Annotated in this window: 19 protein-coding genes; 1 reads left to right on the top strand and 18 read right to left on the bottom strand. The window is 37.1% G+C overall.

Annotation, left to right across the window (positions count from 1 at the left end):
• Window positions 1-9: 9 nt before the first annotated feature.
• The 15 genes from NSQ77_RS15050 to NSQ77_RS14980 all read right to left on the bottom strand — a co-directional run bounded on the left by NSQ77_RS15050 (window position 10) and on the right by NSQ77_RS14980 (window position 15,716).
• Complete coding sequence (locus NSQ77_RS15050) at window positions 10-1,308, bottom strand: TRAP transporter large permease (RefSeq protein WP_339226857.1); 1,299 nt, start codon at window positions 1,306-1,308, stop codon at window positions 10-12.
• 12 nt (window positions 1,309-1,320) lie between these two features.
• Window positions 1,321-1,800 carry a TRAP transporter small permease gene (locus tag NSQ77_RS15045; protein ID WP_339226856.1) on the bottom strand — a complete coding sequence of 160 codons (480 nt, stop codon included), beginning with the start codon at window positions 1,798-1,800 and terminating at the stop codon, window positions 1,321-1,323.
• Between the two features lie 70 nt (window positions 1,801-1,870).
• On the bottom strand, window positions 1,871-2,887 hold the full coding sequence (locus tag NSQ77_RS15040) for a TRAP transporter substrate-binding protein (protein ID WP_339226855.1): 1,017 nt from the start codon (window positions 2,885-2,887) through the stop codon (window positions 1,871-1,873).
• Entirely contained in the window at window positions 2,884-3,996 is a 1,113-nt protein-coding gene (locus tag NSQ77_RS15035) for an NAD(P)-dependent alcohol dehydrogenase (RefSeq protein WP_339226854.1), read from the bottom strand. Before NSQ77_RS15035 ends, NSQ77_RS15040 begins: the two co-directional genes overlap by 4 nt.
• Before the next feature lie 27 nt (window positions 3,997-4,023).
• Window positions 4,024-5,055 carry an alcohol dehydrogenase catalytic domain-containing protein gene (locus NSQ77_RS15030; RefSeq protein ID WP_339226853.1) on the bottom strand — a complete coding sequence of 344 codons (1,032 nt, stop codon included), beginning with the start codon at window positions 5,053-5,055 and terminating at the stop codon, window positions 4,024-4,026.
• Between the two features lie 228 nt (window positions 5,056-5,283).
• Entirely contained in the window at window positions 5,284-6,297 is a 1,014-nt protein-coding gene (locus NSQ77_RS15025; protein ID WP_339226852.1) for a LacI family DNA-binding transcriptional regulator, read from the bottom strand.
• 152 nt (window positions 6,298-6,449) lie between these two features.
• A complete protein-coding gene (locus NSQ77_RS15020; protein WP_339226851.1) occupies window positions 6,450-7,640 on the bottom strand; it encodes an iron-containing alcohol dehydrogenase in 1,191 nt (396 codons plus the stop codon).
• A gap of 33 nt (window positions 7,641-7,673) precedes the next feature.
• On the bottom strand, window positions 7,674-9,092 hold the full coding sequence (locus NSQ77_RS15015; protein WP_339226850.1) for an NAD-dependent succinate-semialdehyde dehydrogenase: 1,419 nt from the start codon (window positions 9,090-9,092) through the stop codon (window positions 7,674-7,676).
• A 21-nt stretch (window positions 9,093-9,113) separates the two neighbouring features.
• Window positions 9,114-10,151: an alcohol dehydrogenase catalytic domain-containing protein gene (locus tag NSQ77_RS15010; protein WP_339226849.1), complete on the bottom strand. Its 1,038-nt coding sequence runs from the start codon at window positions 10,149-10,151 to the stop codon at window positions 9,114-9,116.
• Between the two features lie 99 nt (window positions 10,152-10,250).
• The gene (locus NSQ77_RS15005) at window positions 10,251-10,565 is read right to left on the bottom strand and encodes a DUF3870 domain-containing protein (protein ID WP_339226848.1); all 315 of its coding nucleotides are present in this window, start codon (window positions 10,563-10,565) and stop codon (window positions 10,251-10,253) included.
• 73 nt (window positions 10,566-10,638) lie between these two features.
• Window positions 10,639-11,841: a 3-oxoadipyl-CoA thiolase gene (locus tag NSQ77_RS15000; protein WP_339226847.1), complete on the bottom strand. Its 1,203-nt coding sequence runs from the start codon at window positions 11,839-11,841 to the stop codon at window positions 10,639-10,641.
• Window positions 11,842-12,501, bottom strand: coding sequence for a CoA-transferase (locus NSQ77_RS14995; protein ID WP_339226846.1), 660 nt, complete (start codon window positions 12,499-12,501; stop codon window positions 11,842-11,844).
• Complete coding sequence (locus NSQ77_RS14990; protein WP_339226845.1) at window positions 12,498-13,187, bottom strand: 3-oxoacid CoA-transferase subunit A; 690 nt, start codon at window positions 13,185-13,187, stop codon at window positions 12,498-12,500. The genes NSQ77_RS14995 and NSQ77_RS14990 overlap by 4 nt, the downstream gene beginning before the upstream one ends.
• A 328-nt stretch (window positions 13,188-13,515) precedes the next feature.
• Window positions 13,516-14,457 (bottom strand): agmatinase, encoded by a 942-nt coding sequence (locus NSQ77_RS14985; RefSeq protein WP_339226844.1) that lies wholly within the window; start codon window positions 14,455-14,457, stop codon window positions 13,516-13,518.
• Window positions 14,458-14,483: 26 nt separating this feature from the next.
• A complete protein-coding gene (locus NSQ77_RS14980) occupies window positions 14,484-15,716 on the bottom strand; it encodes a sodium/glutamate symporter (protein ID WP_339226843.1) in 1,233 nt (410 codons plus the stop codon).
• Window positions 15,717-15,843: 127 nt separating this feature from the next.
• Here NSQ77_RS14980 and NSQ77_RS14975 point away from each other — a divergent pair, with 127 nt between their 5' ends.
• Window positions 15,844-16,737, top strand: a complete 894-nt coding sequence (locus NSQ77_RS14975; RefSeq protein ID WP_339226841.1) for a LysR family transcriptional regulator — start codon at window positions 15,844-15,846, stop codon at window positions 16,735-16,737.
• A gap of 350 nt (window positions 16,738-17,087) precedes the next feature.
• On the opposite strand, the gene NSQ77_RS14970 is transcribed toward NSQ77_RS14975, so the two are convergent.
• The 3 genes from NSQ77_RS14970 to allB form a co-directional block, all read right to left on the bottom strand.
• Window positions 17,088-17,573, bottom strand: coding sequence for a PTS glucose transporter subunit IIA (locus NSQ77_RS14970; protein WP_339226840.1), 486 nt, complete (start codon window positions 17,571-17,573; stop codon window positions 17,088-17,090).
• A gap of 366 nt (window positions 17,574-17,939) precedes the next feature.
• Entirely contained in the window at window positions 17,940-19,382 is a 1,443-nt protein-coding gene (aspA, locus tag NSQ77_RS14965) for an aspartate ammonia-lyase (protein ID WP_339226839.1), read from the bottom strand.
• A gap of 135 nt (window positions 19,383-19,517) precedes the next feature.
• Window positions 19,518-20,942 (bottom strand): allantoinase AllB, encoded by a 1,425-nt coding sequence (gene allB / locus NSQ77_RS14960; protein ID WP_339226838.1) that lies wholly within the window; start codon window positions 20,940-20,942, stop codon window positions 19,518-19,520.
• Between the last annotated feature and the right edge of the window lie 6 nt (window positions 20,943-20,948).

Below are 20,948 nucleotides of genomic sequence, written 5' to 3'. Positions count from 1 at the left end.
GGTTAATAATTACTTCATTAGTTGCGGTAAGAATAAAGATAATTGAGGTACATAAGAAATAATTAGTAATACAATAAGTAAAGCTCCAATTATGGTAAATATATATTTAAACGTCTTCTCAAATGGTATATTGGCAACCTTACTGGCAATAAATAAGTTCATACCTAGAGGAGGTGTTACCAATCCTAAGCTTAAATTCACACTCATGATAACCCCGAAATGTACTGGGTCAATACCTACTTGTAATATAATTGGTAATAATAAAGGAACAAAGATAACAACCGCGGCAATCGTTTCCATAAACATTCCAACTATTAATAGGAAGATATTAATTAATAATAAGACAAAGATCGGATTATCTGTGATCCCTGTAATCGAATCTGCAATAAGTTGCGGAATTTGTTTCATTGATAACACTCTTCCAAAAAATGAAGCGGTACCAATGAATATTAGAATAGTACCCGATGTTAATGCCGATTTCATAAATACTTCAGGTAATTCCTTTATCTTTATTTCCTTATGTACAAACACCCCAATTATTAAACTATAAACTGCTGCTAGAACTGCTGCTTCAGTCGGAGTGACAATACCACCATAAATTCCACCTAAGATTAAAACCGGTGCAAATAAAGAATATTTTGCTCCATTCAAACCTTTCCAAAAACTAGGTTTATCACTGGTGCTTTCCTTAGCTACTTCACTAAATTTTTCCTTTTTTACTACTAAATAGTTCACGACTACAAGTGCAATAGCAATCACAAATCCTGGTAGTATACCAGCAATAAACAATTCACTAATAGAAACATTCGCCATTACACCGTATAAAATAAATACAATACTTGGAGGTATAATTGGTCCTAATGCTCCCGCACTTGCTGAAAGTGACGCTGCATAAGATGGTGCATACCCATTTTTAATCATATAGGGTATCATGATACCCCCAATAGCCGCAACCGTTGCTGCACCAGAACCTGATATCGCGGCAAAAATCAAACTAGCAAAAATGGTAATAATACCTAAACTTCCTTTAATACTATCAAACATTCCATTAAGGAATTCCACTAATTTTCTAGCAATTCCACCCGAACTCATCAAATCTCCCGCGAGTATAAAGAAAGGTATTGCTAATAATGGAAAGGAATCTGTCGATCCAAATAATGTCTGCGTAACAAATGACAATGGTATCGTACCATCAATCAACACTAATACTAGAGCCGATATAAATAGGGAAAATGCTAACGGTACATTTAGGAAAATGCATACTAGCAGAACCCCAATTATGATTAATGCTATTGATAGAGTTGACATGTTGAGGCCTCCTTATATAATAACATCATGGTTTTCTGCTTCTTCCTTTTTAAAGATATTAAAGATTAACCTTATAGACATCAATGCAAATCCTATAGGTATGCCTAAATAAAATATTCCAAGCAGGAATCCCGTTACTTGGGATCTATTCCCTTGATCCAGTAAATTTAGAGCGTAGTCAAGAGCTAAATACGTAACAAAGATATTAAAACCTAACCAAACTACGATACCGATTTTTTGTACAATTTTTCTAAATCCTTCTGGGTATATGGACATAATAGAATCAATTTTGATATGTGCCCTTTCAAATGCAGCATAACTTGCCGCTATATAAACAAACCATATAAATAAATATCTAGATAGTTCTTCTGTCCATACAAAAGAGTAATTAAAAAAGTATCTAGCAATTACTTCCATCGTTAAAAATACTAGCATCACAAATAGGAGTAGTCCGGAAAAATATGCTTCTAGTGGCTTTTTCCTTTTTTTCATTAATACCCCTCCTTTCTTTTAGGTAAATAGGCTTTCCAATAACGGGCAGCCTATTTACCTTTCTTGAAGATTATTTGTTTAAGAATTCAAGAACTTGTTGGTAGACCTCTTCATCCAATATATCCATGTTATTTTCTGCCACCGCTTTTGTTTGTTCACTAAACATGGCTATTTCCTCGTCACTTAGTTCATGTACTTCAACGCCTGCCTCTTTCATTGTATCGATAGCTACCTTTTCATCATCGATAGACAATTGTCTAGCAAATTTAATATGCTCCTCTGCCGCCTTGTCAACTGCTGCCTTTTGTTCATCTGTTAGTCCTTCATAGAATCCCTTATTTACCATTAACACGTGAGGTAATGCAACATGTCGTGTAACCGTTAAATAGTTTAATGGCTCATATAGTCGGTCACCATAAATTAAAGATGTAGTTGTTTGTAATCCATCGATTGTTCCTTGCTCTAAACCAGTATAAACTTCACCATAAGCTAATGGAGATGGGGTCGCACCTAAAGCTTCAACTGTATTTATATGAAGCTTTGCATTCATACTTCTTATTTTTAGTCCCTCTAAGTCTTCTGGTTTTTTAATTGGCTTAGAAGTATTTCCAATACTGAATGTTCCTAAATCAATAAATCCTAATACTTTTACATTTGTTTTTTCTTCAATTTGTTTAGCTAGATTATCACCAATTTCACTATCTAATACAGCATACATTTCTTCTAAACTAGGAAATAAGAATGGTACATCAAATAGATTTAAAGCATTTATTCCAGTAGCAGTGCTAACTGTACTTGTCGGTACACTTAGTACATGCGCTGTTCCATTCATAACTAGTTCCAATTGTTGGTCGTCAGAACTTGCTAATTGACCATTTGCATAAAGTTCTACTTTAACATCCTCATTTTCTTCCTCAATTACTTCTTTGAATTTTTCATAACCCTCATGGATTAAGGCACCATCTGCACTTAATGTAGACATTTTTAGAGTTACACCTCCAGATCCTGATGCCTCGTCTGAATCTCCACAAGCCGCTAATACGAACACCACCATTGCTAAAAATACGAAGTAATAAATCTTCTTCATTTCAAAACCCTCCCTTTATTGTTTGGAAACACCACTACTTTTAATGTGTTTTTTCTATCATTACTTACTTTATCCATTGCCTGTTGAATATCATCTAGGTCGTAACGATCCGTTATGATGCTTTGTACGGTCTGAATACTAGATTCCAATATACGAATCGCTAAAGGATACGTATTCGTATAGCGATATACAGTGTATAAGTCAATCTCGTTTTGGAGCATATACGTTATATCCAATGGAACTTGATCTTGAGCTGGGAAGCCGATGGAAACAATGTTCCCACCTCTTTTTACATATTTAATAGATGAACTTAAGGCATTTGTGTTTCCTGAAGTTTCGATTACCAAATCTACCCCTAAACAATCCGTGATTTCATTAAGTCTGGATTCAAGTTCTTCTTCTATAATATTGATAATCTCTGTTGCACCAAATTTTTTAGCTGTCTCTAATCTTAGTTCCTCCAAGTCACTTACAATAATGTGTTTAGCCCCGAATGATTTTGCGGCTAAAATTGCCATTAACCCTACTGGTCCCATCCCCGAGATGAATACAGTCTGACCTGGCTCCAAACTTCCACGCTTAAATGCATGAATACCAACAGACAAAGGTTCTGCTAAGGTTGCAACTTCATATGATAATTCGTCAGGTATTTGGAACAAGAAATCTTCCCTATGTTTTAAGTACTGAACAAAAGCTCCCTTTACAGGTGGTGTTGATAGGAATTGTACTTCTGGACATAGATTATATTTACCCAATTTGCACCATTCACAGGTATTACAAGGCACCCCTGGTTCGATTGCAACGCGGTCACCCACATTAAATCTTGTAACTTCTTCTCCAATAGCTACAATTTCACCCGCACATTCGTGACCTTGGATATGTGGGAATTGAACCATTCTTTTTCCAATGCTTCCATGATTAAAATAATGGGTATCCGAACCACAAATTCCTACAGCCATCATTTTAACGAGAACTTCTTTTCCTGAAACAGATGGTACTTTAATCTTTTCTACCTCTACTTCCTTCACTTGCTTTAAGTAAGCAGCCTTCATGGTATCGGGTATATGGGACGATTTTCCCTTTACATCAATCACTTCATTTACTGTCATTCTGTCTACTCCTTTCCTGCTCTCTTTTTAATCATAAGTTAAAAAAACTTTCCCACATTTTTTCTCTTCGCATAATTGAAATGCTTCTTCCCACTTGTCTAGAGGTAGAACATGCGTAATTATCGGTGTTAAATTTATTTTTTGCTGCTCTATTATTTGACTGACTCTATTCCAGGTTTGAATCGAATGAGCCAATGAGCCATAAAATTGAACCTGCTTATATAAAATTTGGTCAACATCTAACATTGATTGTGTCCCTACAATCCCTACTTGAATATGTTTACCTTTCTTTTTAACAACCTTCAAGCAGTTATTGATAGAGATACTATTTCCAGAACAGTCAACTGTTACGTCAACACCTTGACCATTTGTTTCAGCCATTATCACGGATTGTAAATCCTGTTCAAACACATTAACCAGAACGTCCGCTCCTAGTTCTTTCGCTAATTCTAATCGTATTGAATCTGCAGTAGTACCAGCGACAATTATTTTACAACCCTTAAGTGCTAACAAAGATAGGCAGATTAATCCAATTGGTCCAGGTCCCGATATCAATACGGTATCCCCTACTTTTATATCTGTTAACTCTTCTATCGCTTGTACTCCACATGCGAGTGGTTCAAACAATGCCGCTTCTTTCAATGACACTTTATCGGGGATTTTATACACCATATCTTCACGGCATGTTACATATTTAGTAAAACTACCGTCGACATGAATCCCCATCCCTTTTCTTTCCGGGCAGAAAATATAATATCCTGTTTTACAATAAGAACAGGTTCCACAGGTTTCTGCGTTCGAACCAAGAACAGCCACCCGATCTCCTACTTTTACCTCTTTAATATCATTTCCAATTTCGGTAACGATTCCGGAAAATTCATGACCTAGAATAACAGGTGGTTCATTGTTAAACGTATCATGATAGATGTGTAAATCCGTTCCACATATTCCAGCAAACTTCATTTCTATCCTAACTGCATCTCGCTCACACTTTGGTTCTGGGACATTTTCCAACCCAACATTGCCATGACCTGGAGCTGTTTTAATAAGTGCTTTCATTTTATATCTTCACCTCTATTTGGAGAAATCCCCTAAAAATTGTAAACGTATTCATTTATGTTAAGCGCTTTCCTAAAATTATAAAAAAATATATGTGTATAGTTTATAAATATGGTAATTAACCCCTTAACTTAAGCGCTTAACCAAATGTTAAAAACATTACTTAAATACATTGTATAAAAAATATTCTAATAAGTCAACAAGCAATTAAGCGCTTACCTAAATATTTTATCCATAATGAAAAGGTTTTGTAGACTGTCTCTCAACCAGCTCAGGTAAAAGTGTTAATCTAGTTTTTCCTTTATGTGCTGTCTTCAAGGAAGATATCATAAGGTCGATAACCTCTTCTCCCATTTCCTTAATTGGCTGTGCTATTGTGGTTAGTGGTGGATCTACTAGTGTGGCAATGATTGTATTATCAAAGCCAATAACAGATAAGTCTCTAGGGATTTTTAGGCCATTCCCTTTCGCTTCATTTACGGCACCAATTGCTAATAAATCATTACATGCAAAAATTGCAGATGGAATATTACCACTATCGATATATTTTTTAATGGCACGTTTCCCCAATTCAACATGGTTCTCTTTCATATTTTTGAGATACGAAAAATCATCCCGCAATTGGAGATTCCTTTGCTCATAGCCCTGTCTAAATCCTCTTATCCTTTCCCGATTACTCCATACATCTAATGCAATTACCCCAACATTCGTATGTCCCAAATTTATAAGATGTGTTGCAGCCAAGTACCCTCCCATAAAGTCATCAAGAGCTATTGCATTAATTGGAATCATAGGAAAATCACGGGCAACTATCGCTACAGGAAAATCCTCATTTATCAGTTCTTTAACAATTTTAAAATTCTCAAATCCAGAAGCCAGAATAAATCCATCCACTCTTTTTTGCTTTAATAACGCAATATATTTTTCTTCTTTTGCTTCTTGATAGTCCGTACTACACATTACAATATTATATCCGAATTCATGAGCGCGGTCCTCTATGCTCCGAGCTAACTCTGAGAAAAATGGATTGGCTAAATCGGGAATCAATAACCCAATTGTTTTTGTCTGTTTCCCCATTAATGCGGATGCAATAAGGTTGGGCTGATAGTTTAGCTTCTCCATTGCTTGCCGAACTTTTTTTACTGTCTCCTCACTTATTCTTCCTTTTTGATTAATAACTTTCGAAACTGTTGCAATCGAGACCTTTGCTTCCTTGGCAACATCATATATGGTTACTTTCATAGTTTATCCCTACTTTTGTATATTTCATTAAGTTTTTATCTGTATAGTATTCATTTGAGTAAGCGCTTTACTATGATTATACATTATTTTGGACAATATGAAAGTAATAATATTAAATTTTTCAGCATCTCTTATAAAAGCGGTAATTTTTACTACTTAGCTTGGGGAAATAGTAGCTGATACAATGTACTAACCTCGTCTTTAGTCGCTTTTCTAGGATTATTTGGAAAAGTACCTCTTTCATTCAGAGCATCTATTGTTAGGTTATCAATAGATTCCTTTGTAACTTTTATAGTCAAATAACTGAAATCCTTAGGTATATTTAGTTTTCTAGAAAATTCTTTTAAGCAATCAATCAATCTTTCTGCAGCCTGATAGCTAGGGAGTTGTCTAAGACTATCATCGAAAAGATAAGCAACCTCCGCATATTTCTCATAATTAGCAATTAGGTTAAACTCTATTACATATGGTAAAATAATCGCATTTGCTAATCCATGAGGAACTCCAAACCAGGCTGTTACTGGATGAGACATAGAATGTACTAGTGCAGTTCCCGACATTGAAAAAGATAACCCTGCAATGGTACTGGCAAGTAATACTTGAGCTTTTGCATCTTCATTTGAAGGATCCGCGTAAGAAACTGGTAAATTCCTCCTTAACATTTTAATCGCTTCTAATGCTAATGCGTCACTGATTGGTTGTGCCCGATTATTTACATAGGACTCTATCGAATGGACTAATGCATCCATACCAGTTGCAGCGATAAACTTCTGCGGTAATGAATAGGTTAATATCGGATCAATAAACGCACAGGTTGGATATAAATAAGGACTAGCGAGAACAAATTTTTTATTTCTTTCTGGATCACTAATAACTGCCACATTGGTCACTTCACTGCCAGTTCCAGCCGTTGTTGGAATCATGAATAAAGGTGGGATTGGTCCAGCAATTGACCTTTTGCCTCTACCATAATTATTAATATCTCCTTCATTTACAGTGGACACGGAAATTGCTTTTCCAGCATCTATACTACTCCCTCCACCTACAGCAACAACTGCCTCACACCTGCCATGTATATATATTTCTCTTCCCTTATGAACAGCTTGGGTTTCAGGATTTGGATTAACTTCCGTAAAGGTCACTACTTTGATTTCATTTTCTGTTAAGTTCTCTACGATATCATCGATAATACCTGTGCTTTTTAAACCAGCATCACTAACAAGCAAAACACTACGGATCGATAGACTTTTTAATTTATTTGCTAACTCCTCTTTAACGATGTTTTTTCCAAATACTACTTCCGTTGGTAATACAGACTGAAAGGATTTATTGATCAACTCCATCTCATTTCCCCTCTTTCTAAGAACTTTTCTCGTTTAATAAAGTGCTATTGATACAAACTTTCTTTCTAAATACTCATCAATACCATGACCGCCTTCCCTTCCAACTCCACTTTCTTTCACCCCACCAAAGGAGCCTTCAGTTGCAAATGGATAGGCATCATTGACCCCAACCATACCAAACTCAAGATTTTCCATAACTTCGTATGCTCGTGTTAAATTATTTGTAAAAAAGTATGCTGCAAGCCCAAAGTTAGTTGCATTTGCCTTTTGAATAACCTCTTCCTGTGTATAAAAGCGGAATATAGGAGCAATCGGTCCAAATGTCTCCTCACGGCTGATTTTCATTGTTTCATCTACATTTGTTAATAAAGTTGGTTGATAAAAAAAGCCATGATCATAATTGTCACCAGTCAAACGATTTCCACCCAGAACTAGATTCGCACCAAGCCCTACTGCATCTTTTACGTGTTCTTCCACTTTCTTGATTGCATTTTCACTAATTAATGGACCGACCTGACAAGCGTCCTCAATACCATTTCCAACTTTTAATTCGGTTATTTTTTCCTTATAACGTTCAATAAATTCATCATAGATTTTATCATGTACATAGAAGCGGTTTACCGATGTACATTGCTGGCCTGCACAGCCAAACTTAATAGTGATTGCTCCTTCTACCGCTTGATCTAAGTTTGCATCGTCGAACACGATATATGGCGCATGACCACCAAGCTCCATGGAAACACGCTTTAGTGTTGCCGCAGATTTACTTACTAATAATTTTCCAACTTCTGTAGAACCGGTAAATGAAATTTTACGTACAATCGGACTTTCCAGTATTGGATCTACTACTTCATCTGCAGAACCAATAAGTAAATTAACAACACCTTTGGGTAGATTGCACTCCTCAAATATTTTAAATAGTTCAATTGCACTCATGGGTGACGAATTTGATGGACGAAGAATAACAGTGCACCCTGCTGCTAAAGCCGGAGCCAGCTTTCTTGCACCCATAGATAGTGGAAAATTCCAAGGTGTAATAGCCGCTACTACCCCTACAGGTTGTTTTATTTCCATTAGTCTCTTATTTCTTTTTGCAGCCGGAATAGTTTCCCCATACGTTCGTCTTGCTTCCTCTGCGAACCATTTAAAGAACGAAGCTGTACTATCTACCTCATAGCGCGCATTTGTAATCGCCTTCCCCATTTCCAAAGTAATGGTTTTAGCTAATACTTCCTTTTTCTCTACGATTTTCCTTGCTATTTGTTCTAAGTAATTAGCCCTTTCAAATCCAGTTAATTGAGACCAGCTATCGAATGCTTTCTTTGCTGCTGAAATAGCTTTCTCTGAATCCGAGGCATCGCCTTGCGAAACTTGTTGATAAAGTTCGCTTGTTGCCGGATTGAACACATTAATTTTATTATTGGTTGTAACCCATTTTCCATTGATAAACATAAATATATCCCCTTTGTAAGTTTATTGGCTTAAAGTTAAAACAGGCTTCAATACTGTTTTTGCTATACCATCTTCAAAAGCTTTCTCAAATTCCTCAAATGGATACTCTTTTATCAAAGCGCTTATATCAATTTGCCGTTTGGATAAAAATTTTAAAGCTTGTTCATAATGCTTCCACTGAGATGTATAGCTCGTATGAATGGTTATATTCCGACGAACTAAAGATGTTAGATCAAGTTCTAATGTTCTCGGATAAATTCCAAAAAGAGTTAGGTGACCACCTCGTTTTAAAAGAGACATCCCGTCTTTTACAGCATGTATGGAACCTGATGCGTCAATAACAACATCTACTTCTTTTCCATCCCATATAGTTAACAGCTGCTGGTTAATGGACTCTTGATTAACATTAAACGTATCAAATCCCATTTCTTTTGCAATTGGTAACCTGATCTCTTCATCATTATCTGTTCCAACAATCGCTACTTTAGATGCACCTTTAATTCTTGCAGCCTGAGCGGCGCTTAAACCTTGGATCCCAGGACCAAATATAACGACATTATCACCTGTATTTAAATTACAGTTATCGAAGACCGCATTTAAACTAACTGAAATCGGCTGTGCAATAGCTCCAACGGAAAAAGGTAAATTATTTGGAAGATGATGTAAAGTGTAAGCTGGTACGGCAATATATTCTGCCATTGCTCCATTTACATGAAGCCCAGTCATTTGAGAATCCAGACATATGTCTGTTCTACCATTATTGCAATTATCACACTGCCCACAATATCGGTTAGATTCCCCTATAACTCTGTCTCCTACATGAAAATTAACAACTTTAGAACCTACTTCTGCGATATATCCGCTAAATTCATGACCAAGAATCAACGGTGTTTGAATAAAATCGTATCCAGCTGTAAATTCATATACATGTAAATCTGTGCCACATATTGCAACATTCACTACCTGGACAAGTACTTCATCATCTTGAATGATTGGTCTTTTCACATCTAGTCGTTCTAATGCGTTTTTCAACCTGGAAGTTTTAACCAGTGCTTTCATTGATGTCCCCTCCTTTAATAAAAATTCTTGTTTACTTATTTAAAAAATTAAGTTAAGCGCTTTACTTTAGGCTCAAAAAAATTACCTGCTAGATTTCCTTTATTGTAGATCGAGATATCTTTGATGAGCCGACTTAATGGCAACAATAACGGATTGCTGAGATGGAGCATGATAATTTTCTTTTATTTGCTTAATAATCGGCTCGATTCCATTAAACAGATTGCAACCCACGAGCAATCTATTAAAATAATCACTTGCCAGTCTAGTTACAAATGTTAATTCAACAGCCTGAATGATATGTGTCTCTTTATTCACCTCTAACACGATTCCCGAGTATTTATATTCCTCGTACATTGACGTTCCTTGCGGTGCTTTTGAATAGCCAGTAATTAAATAAGTATCCAAAACAATCACCTCTCTTTTTTACTTAGAAGATTAATATACTTTTAATCATTCCACAGGAATTTTAATTTTGCAACTTTAACAATTAGTTAAAATTTTCAACCGCAAGAGAGATTCCCTGTCCGACACCAATACACATGGTAGCTAATCCAAGTGTTACTTCTCTTCGATTCATTTCATGAATTAATGTGGTTAATATTCTTGCACCACTTGCTCCAAGAGGGTGTCCAAGTGCGATTGCACCACCATTTACATTCACAATGTTTGTATTCAATTCTAATTGCCTCATACATTCAATCGATTGGGAGGCGAATGCCTCATTTAGTTCCACTAAACCAAAGTCAGAAATACTTAGTGAAGCTCTATTTAATAGCTTTTGTGTAGAAGCAATTGGCCCAAGTCCCATTATTCTAGGGTCCACACCAGCAGTTGCTGATGCTACAAATTTTGCTAAAGGGGTTAACCCTAATGCTTTTGCCTTTTTTGAACTCATTAATATTAATGCAGAAGCTCCGTCATTTACACCAGTTGCATTACCTGCCGTTACGGTTCCTTCTGAGAATATCGGTTTTAACGTATTTAATTTCTCAATGGTAGTACTTGGTCTAGGGTGCTCATCTTCCTCCACGATTGTTTCATTACCTTTCTTGTCTTTTAATGTAACTGGGATAATTTCATTTTTAAATATTCCATTCTCCTGTGCTGCCTTTGCTTTTTGCTGACTAATATAAGCGAATGCATCTTGTTCTTCTCTGGAAATATTAAATTGTTTTGCTACGTTCTCTGCTGTTTGTGGCATCGTATCCACCCCGTACATTTCTTCTAACCTTGGATTAATAAACCTCCACCCAATGGTTGTATCAAATAATTCCATGTTCCCTCTAGGAAATTCTTTCTCCGGTTTAGCCATAACCATTGGAGCTCGAGACATGCTCTCCACGCCACCAGCAATAATAATTTCTCCTTCACCAGCTAGAATTGTACGAGCACCCATACTAACTGCATCTAGTCCGGATCCACAGAGTCGGTTAATTGTGGTACCACTTACCTTCTTTGGTAAACCTGCTAGCAACAAGGACATTCTGGCAACATTTCGATTTTCCTCTCCAGCACCATTGGCATTCCCGAAAATCACATCGTCCACTTCATTTCCTGGAAAGTTAGGGTTTCTTTCCATTAGAGCCTTAATTACCAATGCACCTAAATCATCTGGTCGAACACTTTTTAAAGCTCCTTTATAACTACCGATTGGCGTTCTGACAGCATCAATAATTACTACTTCACTCATCTAAATATCCTCCTTGAGGACTTTTTCATTTACAACATAAGACATAAACGTATTATTCTTAACCATTTCCAAGGTGGTATCTCCTACTAAGTCTACTAATTCAAAAAATTCCCCTTTCCAATTAAAAACAGCCATTTCCGTTACAATGACATCTACTTTTCTTTGAGAGGTTATTGGAAATAGACATTTTTCTACTAGTTTCGGTGTTCCATTCTTAGATACATGTGTTGTTGTAATAATTGTTTTCTTGGCGCCTTCTAGTAAATCCATCGCTCCACCAACGCCAATGATATCCCTCCCAGGTATGGCCCAGTTGGCAACCTGACCATATGAGTCGATTTGAAGGCCACCTAAGACTGCAATATCAATATGTCCCCCACGAATCATGCCAAAGGATTCCGCGCTATTAAAATAGGAAGCACCTACCGCTTCTCGAACAGGCATTTTACCTGCATTCACTAATAAAGGATCAATACTTTCATCCTCAATATTCGCAACACCTAAAAGGCCATTTTCCGTGTGTAAAAAGTATTCTTCTTGTTCTAAATACTTAGAGATAAGGGTTGGAATACCTATACCTAGATTAATAGTTAAATAACTTCCTGTTGCTTTAATTTCTTCAGCTGCCTTCTGAGCAATTAATTTTTTTATGTTTGTCATACACTCACCACTCCTTCGTTCGTAAGTACTAATTGACTTTTCACTACTGCATCAACAAATAAGTGAGGTGTAACAATTTCTTCGGGAGATAATTCTCCATACTCCACGATTTCATCAACTTCAACAACTACATATGTTGCAGCAGTTGCCATAATTGGATTGAAATTCCTAGCTGTTTTGTAGTAAACAAGATTTCCTAAGGTATCTGCTTTCCATGCCCTAATAAGTGCAACATCTGATTTAAGAGCTTTCTCAAATACATATTCTTCGCCATCAATCTCTTTTATTTCTTTTCCTTTAGCAAGATCAGTGCCTATAGATGATTTCGTATAGAAACCACCAATACCAGCTCCACCTGCACGTATTGCTTCCGAAAAGGTTCCTTGTGGCAATAACTCAACATCTAGTTTATCCGCGTTATAATATTTTGCTACATCTCTATTACTCGTAAAATAAGATCCTATCACCTTGCTTATTTTATCTTGCTGTAGTAATAATCCTAATCCTTTTCCAACTTCTCCAATGTTGTTACTTATAATTGTTAAGTCTTTAATATTCTTTTTTGTAAGATAGTTAATTAATGTCAGTGGACTGCCAACTAAGCCAAACCCACCTACCAGAATCGTATCTTCATTTTTTAACGGAAGCATAGCATTCTCTACTGTTTTTGCTTTATTGTATTTCATAATATCCTCCTTATTGGTTTTCATAAAAAGAAAAAAGCACGGCATTCTTGTAGACACCAAAATAAAGAATTTGTGGTGTTAACAAGAAAACCGTGCATTTTAAACTTATTTAGAGTTGGTGACTCTAAAATTTAAAATTGAGTTCCTTGGAATATTCAGATATTTAATTTTATTTTAATTAACAAAGAACTAAAAGTCAAGAGAGTTCTAAATTAGTATGGGTAAACCAACTAAGTCAGATCATTTTCTTGTCATAAATGGTTAAAAAAATCTACGTGCGTTGGGCAGTCCTGCTATAGATGACCAATAACTGCCTATTAAAACAAAATTACTCATACCTCGATTTGTTTTTTATAATATGTCCCATAAAATTCAACATGGTCATTGCGGCAACTCGGGATGTTGCTCCAGTTGGATCATATTGCGGGGCAACTTCTACAAGGTCAAAACAGATAACCTTCCCTTTCTCGGCAATTCCCACTAGGATATCGTTTAAAAAGTCAAAGGAAAAGCCGCCAGGAGATGGAGATCCTGTACCAGTTGCAAGAGAAATATCAAAACAGTCGATATCAATTGTTACGTAGTACTTGTCCGCCTTAGGAATGCGGTCAATAATCCCTTCCACACCTAATTTAGAAGCTTCCCTGGCTGAGATTAGCTGGCTATTATAAGCTTTAGCCGCATCAAAGTCTTCTTTTCGGCTGCTTCCCAGTCCGCGCAGTCCAATTTGCACCATGTCTTTAATATGCTCCATTTCGGACATCCTTCTCATTGGACTGCCATTTCCTAATGTTTGACCACCAGGAGCATCAGACCAGTCTAAATGAGCGTCCAATTGAATAACCGTAACATCGCCTTCATCTTTTAATCCGCGGGCTACCGGGATAGAAATCGAATGATCTCCTCCCATAATAGCGGGGATTACCCCTTGCTCGCGAATTTTCCTGACAGCATATTCAATCGCATCAAATGAATGCTCAATTTTACCATGTACAACATCTGCATCACCGACATCAACAATTTTCGCAGGGGCTCCTAACAATACCTCATCACTTTCAGGATCATAAAAACCAGCATCCCCCCGTGCATAATGGGTGGAAACTTCACGGATTCTTCTCGGACCAAAACGACAGCCTGATAAGAAGCCTACTCCTGTATCATAAGGTATACCCAATACGGCGATATCCGCATCAATTTTATCCCAGTCGGTCTCGATTGGATATTTCGCAAAAGAAGCAATTCCTGTAATTGGCATATTATATTTTTCCATTTGTAATACCTCCATTAGAAATTAAATTATTGACCCGCAAATAAATTAGCGAGAAAGACAAACAGCGGTACACCTACAACATCCGTTAACACTGTACCTGCGATTGGAATAATGATGAAAGCTTTTCTTGAAATGACACCATATTTTGTACAGATTGCATTCATTACAACCAGTCCATTTGGTGTCGCACCAAGACCATGTCCAATAAATCCTGAAGACATAACTGCCGCATCATAATCCCTGCCTAATACCCTGTACATGATGAATGCAGCAATTAGAACCGTAACGATTGTTTGCATGATGAGCAGAGCCATAAGTGGCAATGCCAATTCATACAGTTCCCATATTCGCAGTTTCATCATTGCCATTACTAAAAACATATTCAGAGAAACTGTTGAAATCATTTCCATTGCTTTGTTTGAATCTTTAACAAAGGAATGTTTTTCAAAAAGTGATCGGAAGATGATACCAAGAAATAAACTAAAAATATGACCTGGGATGGAGAAACCAGTTAACTCTGTAATCCAATTTGCGGTAGGTAAACCAATCGCAAGGATTACAAATATGGCAGCACCTGCGACTGTAACTGATCGAGCAGTAATTTTTTCACTCTCTTCTTCTTTTAACTCCTTAGAAAGCTCATCCAGGTTTCCTTTTTCTGTTGTTATTTTTAGCTGGTTTCTCTTAATGAGCCAGTTTCCAATGGGTCCTCCCAGTAAAGAACCTGCTATGAGACCATATGTAGAAGCTGCCATTCCAACAGTAAGAGCATTTTCTCCACCAAGCGATTCTATGAGTGGGGATAGTGAAGCAGCCATCCCATGACCACCTTGCATGGAAGCTTGCCCTGCCATCAAACCTATAAGCGGATCCAATCCCGTTAACGAGGAAACACCTATGCTTATTCCATTCTGCAGTAATGCTAATAACCAACAAACAAGCATATAAATAAGGAGCAATTTTCCACCTTTTTTTAATAAAGTTAAGCCACTTGTCAGTCCAATCGTTACGAAGAAAATAAACATAAATAAATCATAGAGCGTATTATCAAACTCAATTTCAAATAAACCAAGTTCATAGACAATCCACATCAAGATAGCAAAACCAAAGCCACCGATAACAGGACTGGGAATGGTATATTTCCAAAAGATCTTATATCGATTTACCACCCACTTCCCTATCATTAAAAGGATTGCTCCAATTGCAGCAAAGGTAATCATATCAACTTCAAGAATGAACATTCCAGCTGATTCTTCCAAACCTTTCACCCCCTCTAATTCAGTAAAGAAGACGCTTACTTATGTTGCAATTTTAAATGTTTAGATATATAATAACAAATACTATTTTCTTATAGATTAATAGCTTTAAGCTATAAAGGGGCAGCCTATGGATATTCGAACACTTAAGTATTTTCAAGTCGTCGCAAAGCATAAACAGTTTACACGTGCAGCTGAAGAATTGCATATTTCACAGCCTTCTTTAAGTAACGCAATTAAAGCTCTAGAAAAGGAGCTCGATTGTTTACTATTTGAAAGAAGCACAAGAAAGCTGATTCTAACAGAGCCCGGGAAAATTTTATATAGGCATGCTTGTAAGATATTAACTTATTTCGGCAGTATTTATAAAGAAATGAATGATGTAAAAAATGAGGGGGCAGGGAATTTAAGCATCGGAATGATTGAATCCTATCGTTATTTTATCACTCCGATCATTTATCATTTCAAAAAAGTCTATCCGAATATCCGAATAAAAATTCACGAAATGGGACCAAAAGAAATAGAGCAAGCATTGGAAAGTTATGACCTTCACATTGGCATTACCTCTAATATAAATAAAGAAAATGAACTTAAATATGAACCAATTTTCCAAGAGAAATATGTACTGATCACGCCTATTGATCACCCATTTGAACATCTAAGCAATAATATTGATATAACAGGTTTGAAGGATGAAATGATTATTCATAGTCTTGAGGGGTTTGAAGTTAGAAACACTTTTATTGATGTCTGCCAAAAAGCAGGATTTACACCTCATTATGAATACGAGGTAGAAAGTTTGGAAACAGCGCGCAGTATGGTAGAAGCCGGGCTCGGTCTAGCAGTGGTACCGGAAAATTTTATAACATCCAATTCATCCGATAAGATTAAATTAATCTATTTAAATAATCTTTTGCCTGAAAGAACGGTTTATTTTGCGTATCACTCTGAACGTTATCTATTACCTGCGATAGAAGCTTTTATGGAAATAGGAAGGACAGAGGGACATTCCATTTTTCGTTAGCTTAGTTATTAAGCTGAGCATGGAGTGTCCCCTTCCCTATTATTGCTTGCATCTTAACGCTCATTAACTCCGCAACCTGTTGCTAGACCAAAAATTGCACACATCGAATTGGGATTCTATATTAAAACGAGGTTCTGCTCGAGTGATATAGATATTGGTCGAGATTTTTCTAATTGGGGATATCCTGACATCGAAGTTTTACATATGGCAGTAACATACATTAGTCCACCTTCCAAAGATACCGCCCTCTGAAAGTTAGACTAACCTTCAAAGGACGGTACCCTAGTAAACTGTTTTATTGATAAAAAGATTATAAGACTTTCAGCGCAAGATCCAGCCCATCATCTTTCCTACATACCTAACTTCGCTATCTCAGTTCCAGCTTTCACTTCTCCTGTTTTAGTCAAGTTCAGTTCTTTTCCTTTTTCCTGTAGATTAGGGAAAACAAGCACAGAAATAATTTCTTTTCCTTTTTTCTCAATAAAAGTTAAATCAAATAAGCCAATCCGGTCATAGGCTTGTACCCTATCATCTAACTGAACTTGAATGTCAAAACCTTCCCCGACCAATTCAACAGTTTCTAGACCAAGATGCAATAGTAATTCTACGCCATCCTCTGTCATTAAACCAATAGCATGTTTAGTCGGGAATACTTGGGAAATTGTTCCGTTAATCGGAGCGTAAATTTCCCCATTTGTTGGAATAAATCCAATTCCATCTCCCATCATTTTTTGTGTAAAAAAAGGATCTGGTACACTTTCTAAATCAATAACTTCTCCATTCAATGGACTTTGTATTACGATAACATCAGTCTTTTTATTCTTTTTGAAAAACATACGAATCCTACCCTTCCCTTTCATTCCTGCTCCTATAATCCATATATCCGAATAATAATGCTTCCAATACTACAAAAAAGGAAGAAACAGACTGGGTCCACGAGTTTTGCGGAACAGAATTTAGTGTGCTGGAAGTATATAAATTAAAATCATGAGTAAATAGATAAACAATCAACGAAACTTTTTCGTTGATTGTTTATCTATTCATTAATAAGTAATTAGGTTGTCTAGATTGTTCTGATGTTCTTCTTACAAACTTAACAATAATTTCCCCAAACAACATATATTTCCTCTTCCGCCAGTGATTTGTTGTCATGATAATACTTACTCCGCAATGATTTCGTTTTTATGTCTTTCTTACTCGAACTACATATTATTCTTGGTCGAGAAACCTGTCAACATATCTCTGCCAGAGATTCCGTGATTGGTCATTTCGTATGGGTCTAGGATGACGTTTAGTTCTTCCTCGGTCAGGACGTTGTGCTGAATACATAGTTCCCGAACGGATTTGCCATCTATGATTGCCTCCCTTGCAATTTCCGTTGCAAGCTCGTAACCGATATGTGGGTTAATCGCCGTAATCGTTCCGACGCTGGAATCGACATAGTGCTGCATGCTTTCTTTATTAGCTTGAATACCTGTTACACAGTAATCCGTAAATACGCGAAAACCATTGTTCATAATACTAATCGATTGGAGTAGATTGAATACAAGTACTGGTTCCATCACATTTAATTCAAATTGTCCTGCTTCTGAGGCAAGGCAAATCGTGTTGTCATTCCCGATTACTTGAAAGGCGATTTGATTGATAACCTCAGCCATGACTGGATTCACCTTCCCTGGCATGATCGATGAACCGGGTTGTCTAGCTGGCAGTTTTAATTCATTAAGACCCGTACGTGGACCTGAAGCCATTAAGCGAATATCGTTGGCAATTTTGGACAAATTCATCATACATACTTTTAGCGATGCAGATACTTCCGTATAAATGTCTGTATTTTGCGTTGCATCTACTAAATGTTCCGCCGCAAATAGTGGGAAGCCACTAATTTCAGCTAATTGATTAACTGCTGTTAAAACATATGATGGATCAGCATTTAACCCTGTTCCAACAGCTGTTGCTCCCATATTCACTTCATAAAGATGCTCGCGTGATTGCGATATTCGTTTTATATCACGCCTGATCACACGGCTATACGCCTCAAATTCCTGACCCAATCTGATTGGCACAGCATCTTGCAGATGGGTACGACCTATTTTTATAATGGAGTCGTACTCTTTAGCTTTCGCTTTAAATGCGCGATACATGTCATTCATAGTCGCTAATAACTGTTCTGACATGGTCAGCACTGACAGATGAATCGCTGTCGGGAAAGCGTCATTTGTTGATTGCGCCATATTAACATGCGTATTTGGGCTTAGATATGAATAATCTCCTTTTTCTTTGCCAAGTATTTCCAGAGCTCGATTCGCGATAACCTCATTGGCATTCATATTAAGCGATGTTCCTGCACCACCTTGGATAGGATCAACGATAAAATGATCATGCCATAAGCCATCAATAATTTCATCTGCCGCTTGAACAATTGCCTTTTGTATATGCGGTTGTAAACGTCCTGTTTCCAAATTGGCAATGGCTGCCGCTTTCTTAACCATTGCGATTGCTTTAATTAATTCAGAGTGAATTTTATATCCTGTAATTGGAAAATTTTCAACTGCACGTAAGGTTTGAATCCCGTAATACGCACTTTCTGGAACCTCTTTTTCGCCTAAGAAATCTTTCTCGATTCTCACCTTGTTAGCTAACATCACGCCTACCTCCAATAATTATGCTACACGGCATACTTCATTCCTCCAATGGTTACATCCGACTAGGACCCTAAAACCCAAAAAATTTGTTTGGACAGTCCACTGTGCTTAACTAATATCCTACTTCCTATATAATTAAGAATAAGTATGTTCATTTTGTCTAACTACATTTGGAACAACAAGAATTCCGCTCGGATTTGAATCCACAATTTCTCCATCCTTCATCACTGTTCTGCCCCCAATGATCGTTCTGACAGGAACTCCCTTTACCTGCATGCCATCATAGGCTGTCACTTTACTTTTACTATGGAGATTCTCACGCTTCAACAGGACTTTTTTATCCATATCAACAAGCGTTATATCGGCATCAGAACCTACTTGAAGTGCTCCCTTCCGTGGATAAACCCCGAACTGTTTCGCCGGATTCCCTGACAGAAGCGATACAACCTGCTGAAGCGTAATTTTCCCGTCCGAAACGGCATTAAGCATTAAAGGTGTAAGTGTCTCGACACCACACATTCCCGCTGGTACCGTCCATAGATCATCTGCTTTTTCCTCTTGCGTATGTGGAGCGTGATCAGAGCATACAATTGTGATCACACCATCACGAATTCCTTCCCAAAGCTTATCCTGATCTTTTTGATATTTCACAAGCGGATATACTTTCATCTCAGGACCGATTCTGTCGTAATCTTTATTTGTCAAAAATAAATAATGTGGGCAGGTCTCTGCTGTAATTGGAAGTCCTTCATCCTGAGCGCGTCGGATTAATTCAACACCTTCTGCTGTACTGACATGCAAAATATGCAATCTTGCTCCTGTTTGTTTGGCCATGGCAATAGCCGTTTGAATCGTTAATTTCTCCGCAAGATTCGGTCGCGATGCCAAAAATGTTTCATAATCAGCTCTACCCGTTTGCTTCATCTCGTTCGTTAAATGACGAATCAAATCACTATTTTCCGCATGAATCGCAAAAGGCTTCCCCGTAAGCGCCATTTCCTTGAACATGCGATAAACCTCACCATCGTCACAAGGAGGGATGATATCTTTCATTCCATCCTCATAATTGTAAATTAGCTGAAACGTATTCTTATCAACGGCATATCCCCAAAAATATTTAAAACCAATAACACCGGATTGATCTAAGTCCCTAATTTCTTTCCGATTTAAATCTCCAAGCGTAATTCCCCATAATCCAAAGTTCACATACGCCTTTCTTTTTAAATTTTCCACTTGGATATTAAAATTTTCAGCATGATTAACAGGGGGATCGGTATTTGGCATTTCAAATATCGTTGTGATTCCACCTGCTGCAGCGGCCTGTGTGGAATGATAGAAATCCTCTTTATACGTCGCGCCGCCATCTCTTGAATGAACATGCGTGTCGATTAATCCTGGCAACACATATAACCCAGTAGCATCCGTAATTTCCGCTGCTTCACCATCTAAGGGATCCGCTGAAATCGAATGGATTTTACCATCTTTCATGTAAATATCTGCTTGGTAAACCGCTTCTTCTGTCACAACTGTTCCGTTTTTAATAATATGATCCCAATTCACGACTTT

Origin of the sequence: Oceanobacillus sp. FSL K6-2867 (genome assembly GCF_037963145.1) — a bacterium.
GTDB lineage: Bacteria > Bacillota > Bacilli > Bacillales > Amphibacillaceae > Oceanobacillus.
The sequence above is the reverse complement of the archived record's forward strand: the minus strand, read 5'-3'. Positions and strand labels throughout refer to the sequence as shown.